Origin of the sequence: Mesorhizobium sp. M7A.F.Ca.CA.001.10.2.1, from assembly GCF_003998575.1 — a bacterium.
Classification (GTDB): domain Bacteria; phylum Pseudomonadota; class Alphaproteobacteria; order Rhizobiales; family Rhizobiaceae; genus Mesorhizobium.
The window spans coordinates 1-15,097 of sequence record NZ_RZQY01000074.1 but is presented as its reverse complement, the minus strand read 5'-3'; the positions used below and the strand labels follow the sequence as shown (position 1 = coordinate 15,097).

14 protein-coding genes and 1 pseudogene are annotated in these 15,097 nt (G+C 62.5%); 8 read left to right on the top strand and 7 right to left on the bottom strand.

Features of this window, described 5'->3' with window-relative positions:
• Positions 1 to 90 precede the first annotated feature (90 nt).
• From EN964_RS07560 to EN964_RS07535, 6 genes are all read left to right on the top strand, one after another.
• The gene (locus EN964_RS07560; RefSeq protein WP_127276280.1) at positions 91 to 1,593 is read left to right on the top strand and encodes a GMC oxidoreductase; all 1,503 of its coding nucleotides are present in this window, start codon (positions 91 to 93) and stop codon (positions 1,591 to 1,593) included.
• A complete protein-coding gene (locus EN964_RS07555; RefSeq protein ID WP_127269730.1) occupies positions 1,590 to 1,853 on the top strand; it encodes a hypothetical protein in 264 nt (87 codons plus the stop codon). Before EN964_RS07560 ends, EN964_RS07555 begins: the two co-directional genes overlap by 4 nt.
• Complete coding sequence (locus EN964_RS07550) at positions 1,850 to 2,611, top strand: 3-ketoacyl-ACP reductase (RefSeq protein ID WP_127269732.1); 762 nt, start codon at positions 1,850 to 1,852, stop codon at positions 2,609 to 2,611. The genes EN964_RS07555 and EN964_RS07550 overlap by 4 nt, the downstream gene beginning before the upstream one ends.
• Positions 2,612 to 2,623: 12 nt before the next feature.
• Entirely contained in the window at positions 2,624 to 4,252 is a 1,629-nt protein-coding gene (locus EN964_RS07545) for a GMC family oxidoreductase (RefSeq protein WP_127272322.1), read from the top strand.
• Positions 4,253 to 4,269: 17 nt separating this feature from the next.
• The gene (locus EN964_RS07540; protein WP_127269872.1) at positions 4,270 to 4,578 is read left to right on the top strand and encodes a Dabb family protein; all 309 of its coding nucleotides are present in this window, start codon (positions 4,270 to 4,272) and stop codon (positions 4,576 to 4,578) included.
• A 153-nt stretch (positions 4,579 to 4,731) separates the two neighbouring features.
• Positions 4,732 to 5,967 carry an MFS transporter gene (locus tag EN964_RS07535; RefSeq protein ID WP_127269874.1) on the top strand — a complete coding sequence of 412 codons (1,236 nt, stop codon included), beginning with the start codon at positions 4,732 to 4,734 and terminating at the stop codon, positions 5,965 to 5,967.
• Between the two features lie 7 nt (positions 5,968 to 5,974).
• Here EN964_RS07535 and EN964_RS07530 read toward each other — a convergent pair whose 3' ends face one another.
• From EN964_RS07530 to EN964_RS07520, 3 genes are all read right to left on the bottom strand, one after another.
• A complete protein-coding gene (locus EN964_RS07530) occupies positions 5,975 to 6,820 on the bottom strand; it encodes an EamA family transporter (protein ID WP_013529691.1) in 846 nt (281 codons plus the stop codon).
• Complete coding sequence (locus tag EN964_RS07525; RefSeq protein WP_127272321.1) at positions 6,817 to 7,719, bottom strand: endonuclease/exonuclease/phosphatase family protein; 903 nt, start codon at positions 7,717 to 7,719, stop codon at positions 6,817 to 6,819. Before EN964_RS07525 ends, EN964_RS07530 begins: the two co-directional genes overlap by 4 nt.
• 166 nt (positions 7,720 to 7,885) lie before the next feature.
• Complete coding sequence (locus EN964_RS07520) at positions 7,886 to 9,436, bottom strand: sodium:proton antiporter (protein WP_127270713.1); 1,551 nt, start codon at positions 9,434 to 9,436, stop codon at positions 7,886 to 7,888.
• A gap of 125 nt (positions 9,437 to 9,561) precedes the next feature.
• Here EN964_RS07520 and EN964_RS07515 point away from each other — a divergent pair.
• Together EN964_RS07515 and EN964_RS07510 are read left to right on the top strand one after the other, a co-directional pair.
• Positions 9,562 to 10,178, top strand: a pseudogene (locus tag EN964_RS07515) (glutathione S-transferase family protein).
• Positions 10,179 to 10,210: 32 nt separating this feature from the next.
• Positions 10,211 to 10,822 (top strand): hypothetical protein, encoded by a 612-nt coding sequence (locus EN964_RS07510; RefSeq protein WP_127272319.1) that lies wholly within the window; start codon positions 10,211 to 10,213, stop codon positions 10,820 to 10,822.
• A 47-nt stretch (positions 10,823 to 10,869) separates the two neighbouring features.
• Here the strand turns inward: EN964_RS07510 and EN964_RS07505 are convergent, their stop codons facing one another.
• The 4 genes from EN964_RS07505 to EN964_RS07490 form a co-directional block, all read right to left on the bottom strand.
• Complete coding sequence (locus EN964_RS07505; RefSeq protein ID WP_023810097.1) at positions 10,870 to 11,934, bottom strand: ABC transporter ATP-binding protein; 1,065 nt, start codon at positions 11,932 to 11,934, stop codon at positions 10,870 to 10,872.
• 11 nt (positions 11,935 to 11,945) lie between these two features.
• Entirely contained in the window at positions 11,946 to 12,737 is a 792-nt protein-coding gene (locus EN964_RS07500; protein ID WP_023759707.1) for an ABC transporter permease, read from the bottom strand.
• A complete protein-coding gene (locus EN964_RS07495; RefSeq protein ID WP_127272318.1) occupies positions 12,734 to 13,648 on the bottom strand; it encodes an ABC transporter permease subunit in 915 nt (304 codons plus the stop codon). Before EN964_RS07495 ends, EN964_RS07500 begins: the two co-directional genes overlap by 4 nt.
• A 63-nt stretch (positions 13,649 to 13,711) precedes the next feature.
• Complete coding sequence (locus EN964_RS07490; RefSeq protein ID WP_127272317.1) at positions 13,712 to 14,818, bottom strand: ABC transporter substrate-binding protein; 1,107 nt, start codon at positions 14,816 to 14,818, stop codon at positions 13,712 to 13,714.
• Positions 14,819 to 15,097: the final 279 nt, after the last annotated feature.

Genomic DNA, 15,097 nt, shown 5'->3' with positions numbered 1-15,097 from the left:
AATGTATGTCGCCCAAAAGTGGATCCGGTTTTGGGGCAACGACATGCATCAAAACAAAAAACTAAAGCGCGTCGGGACGCGATTTAGGCCATGACAAATCCGGACATCGTCATCATCGGCTCCGGCATCGGCGGCGCTACGATCGCTTCCGGCCTTGCCGGCAGCGGCGCCTCGATCCTGATGCTGGAGCGCGGCGAGCCGTTGCCGGCGACGCCGCACGCGCGCGACACGCGCTCGATCTTCGTCGACGGCCATTACAGGCCGAAGGAGATGTGGCGTGAGGCCGGCGGCGCCGCCTTCAACCCCGGCAATTATTACTATGTCGGCGGCAATTCGAAGTTCTACGGCGCGGTGCTGATCCGCTACCGCAAGGAGGACTTTGCGGCCATGGAGCATTTCGGCGGAGTCTCTCCGGCATGGCCGTTCACCTATGACGAATCCGAGCCCTGGTATTCGAAAGCCGAACAGCTGTTTCGCGTGCGCGGTGCACTGGGCGAGGATCCGACCGAGCCGTTCCATTCGATCCCCTACGCCTACAAGCCGGTGCCCGACGAGGCACCGATCGCCCGCGCCCGCGCCGAGCTGAAAAACCTTGGCCTGCATCCGGCCTCGCTGCCGCTCGGTGTCGACATCGACACCTGGCTGAAGGAGGGCAAGACCGGCTGGGATGCTTTCCCGAACACCGGCCAAGGCAAGGTCGACGCACAAACGGGACCGCTGACGGCGGCCCTCACCGACCAGAACATCAAGCTCGAAACCGGCGCCTACGTCGAATATCTCGAAGCCTCGCCAGACGGCACGACGATATCAGCCATTCACTACCGGCAGAATGGCGAGCTGAAGAAAGTATCACCGAAGCTGGTCATCCTCTCGGCCGGCGCGGTCAACTCCGCTGTCATCCTGCTGCGCTCGCCCACATCGGATGGCAAAGGCCTAGCCAACCGCGCCGACCAGGTCGGCCGCAATTTCATGAACCACAATTCCAGCGCCATGCTGGCGATCGACCCGCGCCGTCGCAACGATGCCGTCTACCAGAAGACCTTGATGCTGAACGACTATTACCTGTCCGACGGCAAGGGCGGCAAGCCGCTGGGGAACGTCCAGTTGCTCGGCAAGATCGACGGCAACATGCTGCGGGCCAATGTCAAATACACGCCGGGATTCGCGCTCGATTTCATGGCCGGCCACGCCGTCGACTGGTACCTGATGTGCGAGGATCTGCCCGATCCGGAAAGCCGCATCATGGTCGACGGCAAGGACATCGTCATGCAATGGCGGCGCTCCAACATGCGGTCGCTCGACGGGCTGACCAAGGTGATGCGCGAAAATTTCCGCGCCTGCGGTTATCCCATCGTTCTGTCGCGCCCCTTCGACAAGCGCACGCCGTCGCACCAATGCGGCACGATAAAGATGGGCGACGATCCGGCGACGGCGGCGCTCGACCCTTACTGCCGCTCCTTCGACCACCGGAACCTCTTCGTCGTCGACGGAAGCTTCTTGCCCAATTCGGCCGCCGTGAACCCGGCGCTGTCGATCGCCGCCCAGGCAATGCGCGTTGCCGATCACATCCGCAAGGTGGAGCTTACGGCATGATCGGTTTGCGCCGCCCCTCATCCGCCTGCCGGCACCTTCTCCCCGTAAACGGGGAGAAGAAAGCTGGTCGCAACCTCGGCGATCCTTTGGCGATTGGCGAGAACGGCGGCGCGAGCGTCCTTCTCCCCGTCACTATACGGGGGGTTGAGGAGTGGTCCGCGCAGCGGACGAAAAGCCAACTGCTTGGCTTTTCGAACGACGAACGCTCCGGCAGGGCGATGAGGGGCGGCGCTGACATCCGCAAGGCTAGCTTCCAATGACCCGCCCCTCCGCCATCGTCACCGGCGGCGCGCGGGGCATTGGCCTTGCCTGTGCCCAGGCGCTGGCGGATGGCGGCTACGATATTCTGGTCGCCGACCTTGCCGAAACAGCCGCTGACGGACTTGCCGCCGACATCACCAAGCGTGGCGCGAAATTTGCCTACATCCAGTGCGACATCGCCGATCTCGCCAGCCACACCGCACTTGTCGATGCCGCGATGCGCGCCTTCGACCGTATCGATTGCCTGGTCAACAATGCCGGCGTCGGCGCCGTGGTGCGCGGTGACCTCTTGGACCTCAAGCCGGAGAATTTCGACCGCACGCTCGGCATCAATCTGCGCGGCACTGTGTTCCTCAGCCAGGCCGTGGCCAAGGCGATGCTCGCCGCGCCAGGCGATCCCCCGAAATCAATCATCACCATCACCTCGGTCAGCGCCGAAATGGCATCGCCGGAGCGGCCGGACTACTGCATCTCGAAAGCCGCACTTTCGATGTGGGTGAAGAACCTGGCGCTGCGGTTGGCTCCCGAAAACATAGGCGTGTTCGAGGTGCGGCCCGGCATCATCCGCACCGACATGACCTCAGGCGTGACCGCCAAATACGACGCCCTCATCGACGGTGGTCTGGTGCCGGCAAAGCGCTGGGGCGAAGCATCGGATATCGGTGCGGTGGTGGCAACGCTCGCCGGTGGCAAGCTCGGCTTTTCGACCGGCTCGATCATCAATGTCGACGGTGCGCTCTCCGTGGCGCGACTGTAAATGGATGGTTTCATGACCGACTACATCATCGTGGGCGCCGGGCCGGCCGGCTGCGTTCTGGCCAACCGGCTGAGCGAGGATCCGGGCAACTCGGTCTTGCTGCTCGAAGCTGGCGGCAAGGACTGGCATCCCTATATCCACATGCCGGCGGGCTTCGCCAAGATGACGAAGGGGATCGCCTCCTGGGGCTGGTCGACCGTGCCGCAGAGAAACATGAAGGACCGCGTCTTCTGGTACACGCAGGCCAAGGTGGTCGGCGGCGGCTCGTCCATCAACGCCCAGATCTACACGCGCGGCAACGCCCGCGATTACGACGCCTGGGAGAAGGAAGAGGGCCTCGCCGGCTGGGGCTATCGCGATGTGTTGCCCTATTTCAAACGCGCTGAGAACAACCAGCGCTACGCCAACGATTTTCACGGCGACCAGGGGCCGCTCGGCGTCTCGAACCCGATTGCGCCGCTGCCGATCTGCGAAGCCTATTTCCGTGCCGGCCAGGAGATGGGCATCCCCTTCAACCCGGACTTCAACGGCGCTGCCCAAGAAGGCGTCGGCTACTACCAGCTGACCCAGAAGGATGCCCGGCGCTCGTCCGCTTCAGTCGCCTATTTGAAGCCGATCCGCGCCCGCAAGAACCTGACCGTCCGAACCGATGTGCTGGTGACGCGCATCGTCGTCGAGAAGGGCCGCGCCATCGGCGTCGAATTGGTCGACAGGCCAGGCGGCGAGAAGAAAATCCTGCACGCCGAGCGCGAGGTGATCGTCTCGTCCGGCGCCATCGGCTCGCCGAAACTCCTGATGCAGTCGGGCATCGGCCCCGCGGACCATCTGAAGTCGGTCGGCGTCACGCCGGTGCATGACCTGCCCGGCGTCGGCTCCAACATGCAGGACCATCTCGATCTGTTCGTCATCGCCGAATGCACCGGCGATCACACCTATGACAACTACGCCAAGCTGCACCGCACGGCCTGGGCCGGCCTGCAATATCTGCTGCTGAAGAAGGGGCCGGTGGCCTCCAGCCTGTTCGAGACCGGCGGCTTCTGGTACGCCGACCCGACAGCCGCCTCGCCCGACATCCAGTTTCATCTCGGCTTGGGCTCCGGCATCGAAGCCGGCGTCGAGAAGCTGAAAAACCCCGGCGTCACCCTGAACTCGGCTTTCCTGCGGCCGCGCTCGCGCGGCACCGTGCGGCTGAAGAGCGCCGACCCGGCCGACCATCCGCTGATTGATCCGAACTACTGGTCCGATCCCTATGACCGCGCCATGTCGATCAAGGGGCTGCGGCTGGCCCGCGAGATCATGCGGCAGAAGGCGCTTGCCCCTTACGTGCTGCGCGAGGTGCTGCCCGGCCCGTCGCTCGCCAGCGACGACGAGCTGTTCGACTATGCCTGCCGCAGTTCCAAGACCGACCACCATCCGGTCGGCACCTGCCGCATGGGCCATGATGATATGGCTGTCGTGACGCCGGATCTGCGGCTGCGCGGTATCGAGGGCCTGCGCGTCTGCGATGCCTCGGTGATGCCGCGCGTGCCTTCATCCAACACCAATGCGCCGACCATCATGGTCGGTGAAAAGGGCGCCGACCTGGTCCTTGGCCGCGAGCCGCTGCCGCCGGCGGTGTTTTCCGGAAACCGGGCTGCTTAGCCACTGAGGGGTAAGATATGATCAGGCACTGTGTTTTCGCTAGATTCCGCAATGATGTCGCCACCACCGAGCGCATGGCGATCCATTCCGATCTCGAGGCGCTTCGACAGGTGATCGACGGCATGGACGCCGTAAAATTAAGCGCCAATGTCAGCCCGGAGCCGTTCGCACGCGGCTTCACCCACGGCTTCACCATCGATTTCCGCGATGCTGCCGCGCGCGATGCCTATCTTGTGCATGAAGCGCACCAGCGCGCCGGCGCGCGCCTGGTTGCTGCCCTGGAAGGCGGCACGGACGGACTGCTGGTGTTTGATCTCGAAATCTAGACCTCACCCTCAAGCCACGATCGAGTTCATCGACAGATGGCACCGGTCGCTCTCATCGCACCTTCCGCCATTCCAGCTGGCGTTCGATCAAATGAGCCACGCGAAAACGTGACCACCGGTCTTCCCTGAACTGGCCGATAATTCCCCCCATCGATGATGATGGAGGAAGATTTGCCCCTTAATTCGCAGCAGAAGAAGACCGTCCTCGCCTCATTCCTGGGCTGGACGCTCGATGCTTTCGATTTCTTCCTTCTGACATTCCTGCTCACCGATATCGCGACCGAATTCCACGCCGACGTGCCCGCAGTCTCCAAGGCGCTATTCCTGACCTTGGCGACACGCTTCATCGGCGCGTTCTTCTTCGGCATGCTTGCCGACAAATATGGGCGCAAGCCCATCCTCATGCTCAACATCGTCAGCTATTCGGTGATCGGCGCGCTGGCCGCCTTCTCGCCCAATCTTGGCATTTTCCTGGCGCTGCGCGCGCTGTTCGGTATCGCCATGGGCGGCGAATGGGGACTGGGCAGTTCGCTGGCCATGGAATCCATTCCGCCGAGCGCACGCGGCATGGTCTCCGGCATCCTGCAATGCGGCTATCCGGCCGGCTATCTGCTGGCGGCGGTGGTCTATGGCCTGCTCTATCAGCAGACGATCGGCGGCTACACGATCGGCTGGCGCGCCATGTTCCTGCTCAGCTTCGTGCCGGCGCTGATCGTGCTCTTCATCCGATCGCATGTGCCGGAATCGCCGGCCTTCGTCGAAGCGCAGAAGACCGCGAGACCGGGCATGTGGGAAACGCTGCAGAAGCACTGGGGCGTCGCGCTCTATGCCGTCGTCCTGATGATGTTCTTCAATTTCTTGAGTCATGGCACGCAGGACCTCTACCCTACCTTCCTGAAGAAGCAGCACGGCTTCGATCCGCATACGGTGAGCTGGATCACCATCGTCGCCAATATCGGCGCCATCGTCGGCGGCCTGGCTTTCGGCGCGCTGTCGGAGAAGATCGGCCGCGTCAACGCCATCACGCTGGCATGCCTGATCGCCTTGCCATCCATCCCGCTATGGGCCTACTCGACCACGCCGTTCATGCTCGCCATCGGCGCCTTCGTCATGCAGGTCGCGGTCCAGGGTGCCTGGGGCGTCATCCCCGTGCACCTCAACGAGCTTTCGCCCGGCGCGGTGCGGGCGACCTTGCCCGGCTTTATTTATCAGGCGGGCAATCTCGCCGCGTCCTATGGCGGCCCCTATCAGGCGGGAATCGCGGAAAGCGCCGGAGGCAGCTATGGCTATGCCCTGGCGCTGTTCGCAGGCGTGGTCGCCGTCTGCATCATCGTCGTCATCCGTTTCAGCCCGGAACGACGTGGCCAGGTGATGACCGTCCTGACCTGAGCGGCGCCTAACCAAGCCTCAGCGCGACGACGCCGGCCACGATGCTGAGCGCGGCGGCACCGCGCCAGCCGGTCATTTTTTCGCCGAGAGCGAAGACCGAGATCATCATGGCGAACAGGATCGAGGTTTCGCGCAGCGAGGCCACCGAAGCGATCGGTGCTTTGGTCATCGCCCACATGACGATCCAGTAGGCGGCGCCGCTGAGCACGCCGGTGAACAGCCCTGCCTTCCAGTCGCGCGCCAGCACCGGCAGTGCCTTCGGCCCACGGAAGATGAGGCACAGCACCAACGCGCCAAAAGCATCGCAGATGAACAGCCAGGCGGCATAGCTCTGCGCGGTTGCCGCCAGCCGCGCGCCACTGCCGTCCGACAGCGTATAGCTGGCGATGAAGATGGAGGTGCCGAGCGCAAAACCGACCGCGCGCAGGTTAAGCTTTTCCAGATGCGCGCCGCCACGAAACGACATCACCAGCGTGCCGGCCGACAACAGGAAGATACCGAGCATGGCGAACGGGCCGGGAATCTCGGCAACGACGAACATGCCTCCAAAGGCCGAGAGCAGAGGTGCTGTGCCCCGTGCCAGCGGATAGGTCTGTGCGAAATCGCCGGCCTTGTAGGCGCCGATCAGGAAGGTCCGGTAGCCCATGTGGAAAATGACCGAGGCGATGATGTAGGGCCACACCTCCGCCTTCGGCACTTCGACGAAGGGCAGCACCACGAGTGCCGCCGCGCCCATGCCTAATGTCATCAGCGTGATCGACAGGAAGCGGTCGAGATGAACCTTGACCAGCGCATTCCAGATCGCGTGCATGGCAGCGGCGGCAAGCACTGCAAAGAAGACGAAAAGCGTCATGTGGCGATGCCGGGCGTTTCCAGGTCTATGTCGACCCGCAGCGGAAAATGATCCGAGGCAACCTCGCCGATGTCGGCACTGATCGAACGCACCCGCCCGGCGAACATGCCGCCGACGAAGCAATGGTCGAGCCGGCGCTTTGCCAGTCGGCCGTCGATGGTCTTCACATGGGTGTGGAAGTCCGGAACCGGCTCCCCGGCAACGGCGGCGGCATCGACGAAACCGCTGAGATAGGCGGCACCCCTATGGTAGGGCGTGCTGCCGACGATGCGGCGATACTCGGCGCTGTCCGGCTCCATGTTGAAATCGCCCATCCAGATCGCCGCCAGCGGGTTTTCCGGCTCCGCTTCGCCGCTGGTCCAATTGCGCGTGGGCTCGTCGTCGACGCCGCTCCACGGTCCGCCATCGGACGGTGCCCGGCGATGCTCGGCCATGAGGTAGTCGATCTGCTCCAGCCGCTCCTCGGCCGCGATGTGGGCGAGATGCAGCGACAACACCCGCACCGGCCCTGCCGGGGTGCGGATCATGCATTCAAGCGCGGCGTTGCGGGTGTTGAGCGGCCGCTGCGTGCGGCGCATCGGCAGCGCATGCAGCCGCGACCAGACGATCGGAAGTTTCGACAGCAGCATGGTGCCAAACTGGCGGCGCCGATTGACCAGACGGCCGTCGCGCCTTTCGCTGGCATCCATGTCGAAGGCCGGGCCGTAGACCCAGTGATGTTCGGGCAGCAGACGCGAAAGCAGTTCCGGCTGGTCGTCGAAATTGCTGCGCTGCCAGTGCCGCTCGACCTCTTGCAGCGCAATGATGTCGGCGCCGGCAACGATGCGCGCGGCGCGCGAAAGATCGTAGCGGCCGTCGCCGCCGAACCCGTACTGGATGTTGTAGCTGACCAGCTTCATTGCTTATCCGGCTCAATTTCGTGTTGGCAGTAACGGTTCGATGCCACGGTGGCAATGTGCAGGAGAATGGACGTGGCTTGGACCAGCCTTGCCCTTCACCGGGATCATGCACCGATCCCGAAGCACTTCGATATCTTCCGTGCGCCGGAAAACGGCGTGCGATGCCTTATGTATTCAGCGGCTGGAAACGGCCGGGTGGCGACGCCGCCAGTTCGGTCCAGTCGATCTCTTCCTCAAGGCGATGATAGGCTTCGTCGCCAATCGTCCCGTTGCGGCGCAATTCCTCCAGCGCGTCGCGCTGGCTCTTGATCGCATAAAGACGCAAGCGGTCATATTCGGTCGCCGCCTGGGCATCGTCGGGATTTTTGGCGATCTTGCGTTGAGCGGCATATTGCTCGCGCACCGCGGCCGCCGCGTCCGATGTCTTGCCGCTCAATATGTCGAGCGCGGCTTGCATGACCACGACGCGCGCCTGCGCGATCTCGCGGTCGACCGTTTCGTCAGGGTCGAGGTTCAGCAGGCGCAGCAGCGGCTTCAGGCTCATGCCTTGCAGCACCAGCGTGCCGAGCACAACCGTGAAGGCAGCGAGCACGATCGGGTCGCGGGCCGGGAAGTCAGCCGGCAGGGCGAATGCCGCCGCAAGCGTCACCAAACCGCGCATCCCGCACCAGCCGATCAGCACGCCGCCACGAAACGACGGAGCGTCACGCTGACGATCAGCCACGCCGAAACGGCCAAACCACCTGATGATCGCGCCGCACCCCAACACCCAGATGAGGCGTGAGACGATGACGATGGCAAGCACTGTCCCAGCCAGGACGAACGCATCGGTCTGCCCTTGCCCGGCAAGCCGGCCGACGATCGTACGCGCCTGCAGGCCCATCAGCACGAAAGCCAGAACATTGAGCACGAAGACCGCCGTCTCCCAGACCGAATAGGAGCTGATGCGGTTTCTGGCCGGCATGCGGCGCGGCGCGGTGCGGGCGATCGTCATGGCATAGACGACTATGGTGATGATGGCCGACAGTCCGATCCTGTCGGCCAGGATCCAGACCCCGAATGTGCCGGCAAATTGCACCACAGTGCCGCTCGCCGGGTCTTCGATCCGGCCCAGCGTCATCAGAGACACCCGGCCAAGCAGGTAGCCGGCCGCAAGACTGCCGAGCGTGGACAGCAGGATCATCGGAACGGCGCTGCTCAGCAGAATGGAACCTGCCGCCGCCGAAATCGCCATCCGGTAGATCAGCAAGGCGGTGGCGTCGTTGAGCAGGCTCTCGCCTTGCAGAATGGCAGTGATGCGGTGCGGCACCTTGAACTGGCCAAGCACGGCCGATGCCGCAACCGCATCGGGCGGCGCCACGATGGCGCCAAGCGCTATGGCCGCGGCGATCGGCAGGCCTGCCATCGCCCAGCCGGCAAGTGCGACCGTCGCTGTCGTGAAAAGGACGGCGCCAAGCGCCAGCAGCACAAGCGGCACCCTGTAGCGGTTGAGATCGCGCAGCGAGGTATCATAGGCGGCATCGAGCAGCACCGGCGCGATGAACAGGGCTAGCGCCAGTTCCGGATCGATCTCTATGGTCGGCACGCCAGGCACGAAGGCGATGGCCACCCCGGCCAGCGCCAGCAAAGAGGGATAGGGAACCTGTACGCGCCGCGACAGCGCCGTCAGCGCGACAGCGATCAAAAGCAGGACAAGGGTGAGTTCGAAAAGAGCCATGGGCTGTTACTTCAGTGAGACGGGATTGCCGGCGCAGATATACCTGCAGGATGGGGTCGATTGGCCATCAAACTCAAGCCCTCTGGCAGTACGCCTTAAACAGCCTCTTGCCGTACAAGAATGGCATGATCCTCATCGGCCAGTATGACTCGCCTTTCGTCCGCCGCGTCGGAATCGCGCTGACCTTGTATGGAATTGCCTACGAACATCGTTCCTGGTCGGCCTTCGGCGATGCCGACAAGATTCGGCCCTACAATGTGCCGATACTGGGGCTCGACACAATGGCGAGGTGCTGATCGAGAGCCATTTGATGCTCGACTACCTCGACAGCCTGGTTCCGGCCGACCGACGGGTGTTTCCGGCGACCGAACCGGCGCGCCATCAGGCGCTGAAGGTCTCGGCCCTTGCGACCGGGCTGGGCGACAAGGCGATCAGCCTGTTCTACGAATTGCGACTGCACGAGAAAGTCTCGAACCTCTGGATCGGGCGCTGCCGTACACAGATCGAAGCTGTTCTGGCTGTGCTGGAGGCCGATCGTCAGGAGGGGCCGACACCATACTGGTTCGACGGCCGCATCGGTCACGCCGACATCGCGGTTGCCGCGGCGCTCCGCTTCATCGACGAGGCCCATCCCGGGCTGGTTTCGCTGACGGGCTTTCCGGCTCTGGAAGCCCACGCCACACGGATGGAAGCCCTGCCGGTCTTCCAGGCGATTTCGAAGCCCTTCATCGCGCCAGCTTGAGGCCAGGCCAGCATAACAATCAGCCTTGACCTATGAAAACCAACGGTCGTTTATTACTGGTCGCCAAAGTCATGTCGCAACAATTGGCTGATCGAGGACCTCCCATGCTGAGATTGTCCGCAACGCTGTTCACATTGATACTGCTCTCGCCGGCGGCTGGCGCTTCCGCGTTATATGATGAATTGGCGGCGGCTAAGATCAAACTTCTGGGAACGACGCGACCGGATCCGGGCATGGGGCTTTGGGCGCAGAAGACTAACGAGACAATGATGTCTCTCATCGAAGGGAAGTGGATCGACCTTGGTTATTCCGACCTGACCAACGAAGACAACATGAAGAAATACTGTGATAAATTTGGAGAGTCCTTTAAGAAATTGACGGACTATTCCTTCGACATTATTGGTCCGGTTACCCGTTCGAAGCACGCGATCCACAGAGAGTACATTTTCAAAACGGGGATATCCTACAACTACCGATGGAACATCGAACAGCAAATGGAGGTGCTCGGCAGTGGAAACGGTAAGGAAATTCTGAAGAACGCCAACGGGACGAGTGCATTGCTGATGATGACACCCAATACCCTGCTGGAGATCGATTTCAGCTTCGCGCAACCTATCCTTTGGGGACGTTGCCCCACCGAATAGAACACTGGCTTCGCTTCGCTTGGCCATCCAAGCCGGTGTTGCCGTTTTTAGTGCAGCACCAGCATGTCGCTCGACGAGAACGAGATCTCAGCCTTTTCACCAACAGCGGGCGGCGGGGTTGCCGGGCTGTTGAAGGTGTCGAGCGAGACCGTGTTGCCGCCGATGCCGACGCGAACCCGGATGACCGAGCCGAGAAAATGCACTTCGGAGATTTCTCCCGAAAGGCTGGAGTCACGGCCGGGCTGACGGCCCAGCGAAATCGCTTCCGGACGCAGCGCCAGCGACAGCGTGTCGCCGGACTTGGAGCCGTTGAGCTTGCCCTTGAGCGAAACCTGTTCGGAATTGACCCGCACCGTGCCTGCAGCGGCATCGGTGACGGTGCCTTCGAGCACGTTTAGCGTGCCGACGAAATTGGCGACGAACTTGGTCGCCGGGCGGTTGTAGATCTCGAACGGCGTGCCGACCTGCTCGGCCTTGCCGCCATACATGACGGCGATCCGGTCCGAGATCGACAGCGCCTCCTCCTGGTCGTGCGTCACGAAAATGGTTGTGATGCCGAGCTTCTTCTGGATCGAGCGGATTTCCTCGCGCAGCGACACGCGCACCTTGGCGTCGAGCGCCGACAGCGGCTCGTCGAGCAGCAAGAGCTTCGGCTTCGGCGCGATGGCGCGGGCCAGCGCGATGCGTTGCTGCTGGCCGCCCGAGAGCTGGTAGGGATAGCGATCCGCCATCTGCGGCAGCTTGATGATGCCGAGCATCTCGGCGACACGAGCATCGATGTCCGCCCTGGGCATGCCGGCGACCTTCAGGCCGAAGCCGATATTCTGCGCCACGGTCAGGTTTGGAAACAGCGCATAGGCCTGGAACACCATGCCGACATTGCGCTGGTTGGGTTTCAACCTCGTAATGTCCTTGCCGCCGACGACGATCGTGCCGGCGCTCGGCTCCTCGAAGCCCGCCACCATACGCAGCACGGTGGTCTTGCCGCAGCCGGACGGGCCGAGGAAGGAGACGAATTCGCCGCGCTCGACGTCAAGATTGAAGTCCTCGACCACCGTGGTGGCGCCGAAGGATTTTCGAACGTGCTGGATGGAGAGGAATGGGTCGGCCATGGCTTTGACTTTCAGTTCGGACGGTTCGCCGATCTCGGCGCGAAGCGGGACAGGATCTGTATCAGCGACATGCAGCCCCAGGTGATGGCGAAGGCGATGATGGCAAGTGCCGCCGGCTCATAGGCGCGGTTGGCGCCGATATTCTGCAGATAGGGGCCGAAGGCCGGCCGGTTGAGCAGGCTGGCCATGGTGAATTCGCCGATGACGATGGCGAAGGTGAGGAAGGCGCCCGAGAGCACCGCGATCAGCACGTTGGGCAGGATGACACGGGTGATGATCGTCCCCCAACCAGCACCAAGGATCTGTGCCGCCTCCGTCAGTGTGCGCACGTCGATGGTGCGAAGCCCGGTGTCGACGGCGCGATACATGTACGGCAGCGCCAGTGTTGCATAGCCGATGACCAGCAAGGCATTGGTGCCTGTATCGGTCGCCAGGAACGGCAGCGGCGAATTCGACCCGTACATTCTGATGTAGCCGAAGACGATGACGATGGCCGGAATGACCAGCGGCAGCAGGGTAATGAATTCGACGATCGGCCGCAATTGCGGCAGCCGAAGCCGAATCCAATAAGCGGCGGGCACCACGATCAGCACGCCGAGAATGATGGTGAAAACGGCGGCCAGTACCGAATAGCCGAAGGTGGCCTGGAAGCGGGCATCGCCCAACACGACCTTGTAGGCGTCGAAGGAGTACTCCCCGCGCCGCATGCGCATCGAGAACTCCACGGTCGCGATCAGCGGGATGAAAAAGTAGGCCGCGCCAAGAGCAAAGACGAGCCAGGCCCAGAACTTTCCCGACTTCATTTCAGCCACCTCTCGGAACGGGTCCGGAACCAGATGTAGAACACATTGGCAAGACCTGTGATGACGATCATGCCGAAGGCGATGGCATAACCGAGATGGGCATTGTGCAGCACATCTCCACGGATCTGTGCATAGAGCAAAATCGGCACGATGTTGAGCGACGAGCCGGTCAGCGCATAGGCGGTGGCGATGGCGCCGAAGGCGTTGGCGAACAACAGGATCACGGTGCCGAGGAAACTCGGCCAGATCACCGGAATGACCACCATGCGCCAATACTGGGACATGGTCGCGCCCAGCGTCGCGGCGGCCTCGCCCCATTCCTTCTTCAGTCCGTCGATGGCCGGCACGATGATCACCACCATCAATGGTATCTGGAAATAGACATAGGTCAGTGTCAGGCCCCAGAATGACAGGATGTTGAAGCCGTGCGCGTAGATGTTAAGGCCGAACACGGTGTTCAGGATCACCGTCGCAAGGCCGAGGCGGCCGAGCGTGGCGAGGAAGGCAAAGGCCAGCGGCACGCCGGCAAAATTGGAGGCCACGCCGGAAAACGTCAGTGTCGCCGAACGTATCCAGTCTGGCAGGCCACCGCGCACGATGGCGATGGCAATCGCCAGGCCCGCAAATGCGCCAATCAGCGATGACGCAAGACTGATCTTGATCGAAACCCAGTAGGCGGCAACGATGGACGGTTGCGCCAGCGCTGCGATGTTCTCGAGCGTGAATTCGCCGGCATCGTTCTGGAATGCACCCAGCATCAGATAGAGCGTGGGCAGGATGAGGAACATGATGGCGAAGATGAAGAAAGGCGCGACACCAAGCCATTGTGTCGGCAGCCGCATGCTGCGTGCTTCGGCGGGAGGCGCAGTCTTCCCGGTAACAGCGTGGTCGGACAATGAGATATCAGTCATGCGCCGGCTACCGTCTTCGAGAGAAGGACCGGGCGGCCGCGAAGCCGCCCGGCATGGTGTGAGTTACTTCACGTTGGCGCCGACGACGGCGTCCCAGTTCTTGCTGATCGCTTCCTTGGCCTTGCCCTGCTCGTCGAGCGTCGGAAACACTGCTGCGGCATAGGATTCCGCCGGAGGCAGCTTTGCCAGCACGTCCGCCGGGATCTTGCCATTCTTGGCGAGATCGTTGAAGCGGATCGGGTGGCAATAACCCTTCAGCCAGCCGATCTGGCCTTCGTCGGAGTAGAGGTACTCCATCCACAGCTTGGCTGCGTTCGGATGCGGCGCGTAGGCGCTGATCGCCTGCACGTAGACGCCGGCGACGACACCGGTCTTCGGCACGACGACGTCGACGGGCGGATTGCCCTTCAGCGTGTCGCGGCCGGCGAGCGCATTGTAGTCCCAGTTGATCAGGATCGGGGTCTGGCCCTGGGCGAGGGTTGCCGGCTTGCCAACGACCGGAACGAAATTGCCGGCGGCGTTGAGCTTCTTGAAGAAGTCGAGGCCAGCGGTGCCGGCGGCTTCACCGGCTGCAGCGCCACCGGAAAGGCCTGCAGCGTAGACCGCCTGGATGGCTTGGTTCGAGGCGCGCGGATCGCCGGCAAGAGCAACCGCGTTGGCGAATTCCGGCTTCAAGAGGTCAGCCCAGTCGCTCGGTGATTCCTTGACCAGATCCTTGTTCACCATGAACGACAGCACGCCGTAATAGTCGCCGTACCAGAAGCCCTCGGCATCCTTGGCGCTGTCGGGGATCGAGTCCCAGGTCGACACCTTGTAGGGCTGGATCAGGCCGTCGGCCTTGGCGGTCGGGCCGAAGGACAGGCCGACGTCGATGACGTCGGGCGCCTGCGGGCCCTTGTTGTCCTTGTTGGCCTTGATCGCCTCGATCTCGTCGCCGGAACCGGCATCGGGATTGAGTTCGTTGACGGTGATTTCCGGATACTTCGCCTTGAAGCCTGCAATGACGTCGCCGTAGCCGCACCAGTCATGCGGCAGCGCGATGGTGGTGAGCTGGCCTTCCGCCTTGGCGGCCTTGACGAGATCGTCCAGCGAATCCGCGGACGAAATCACCGTCGACGCGAAAAGCGCCGCGGCCGAAAGGGAAAGCACTTTCCCCGTGAATTTGAACATGTGTTCTCTCCGTTGAACTGACGCCGTTGGACGCCTGCGATGCGGTATCGTTTTCATGTGACAGCCAGATGAAAGCTTTGTGAAAGCGGCTGCTCGCAGTGCGAAAAAGTAAACTCTTTTTAACCTGATGTAGCAATCGCTCCGCGATTCTTTTTCCGGCTAACTAGTTTTTGCCTTGCCCGTCATCCTCCCCCTTGTTTTCATAGCCCCTTTTCAGATCACTTTGCGGCGCGGAAAACGCCTCAGACCGTGCCGGCGATGGCGTTTTCGAGCAAGGTC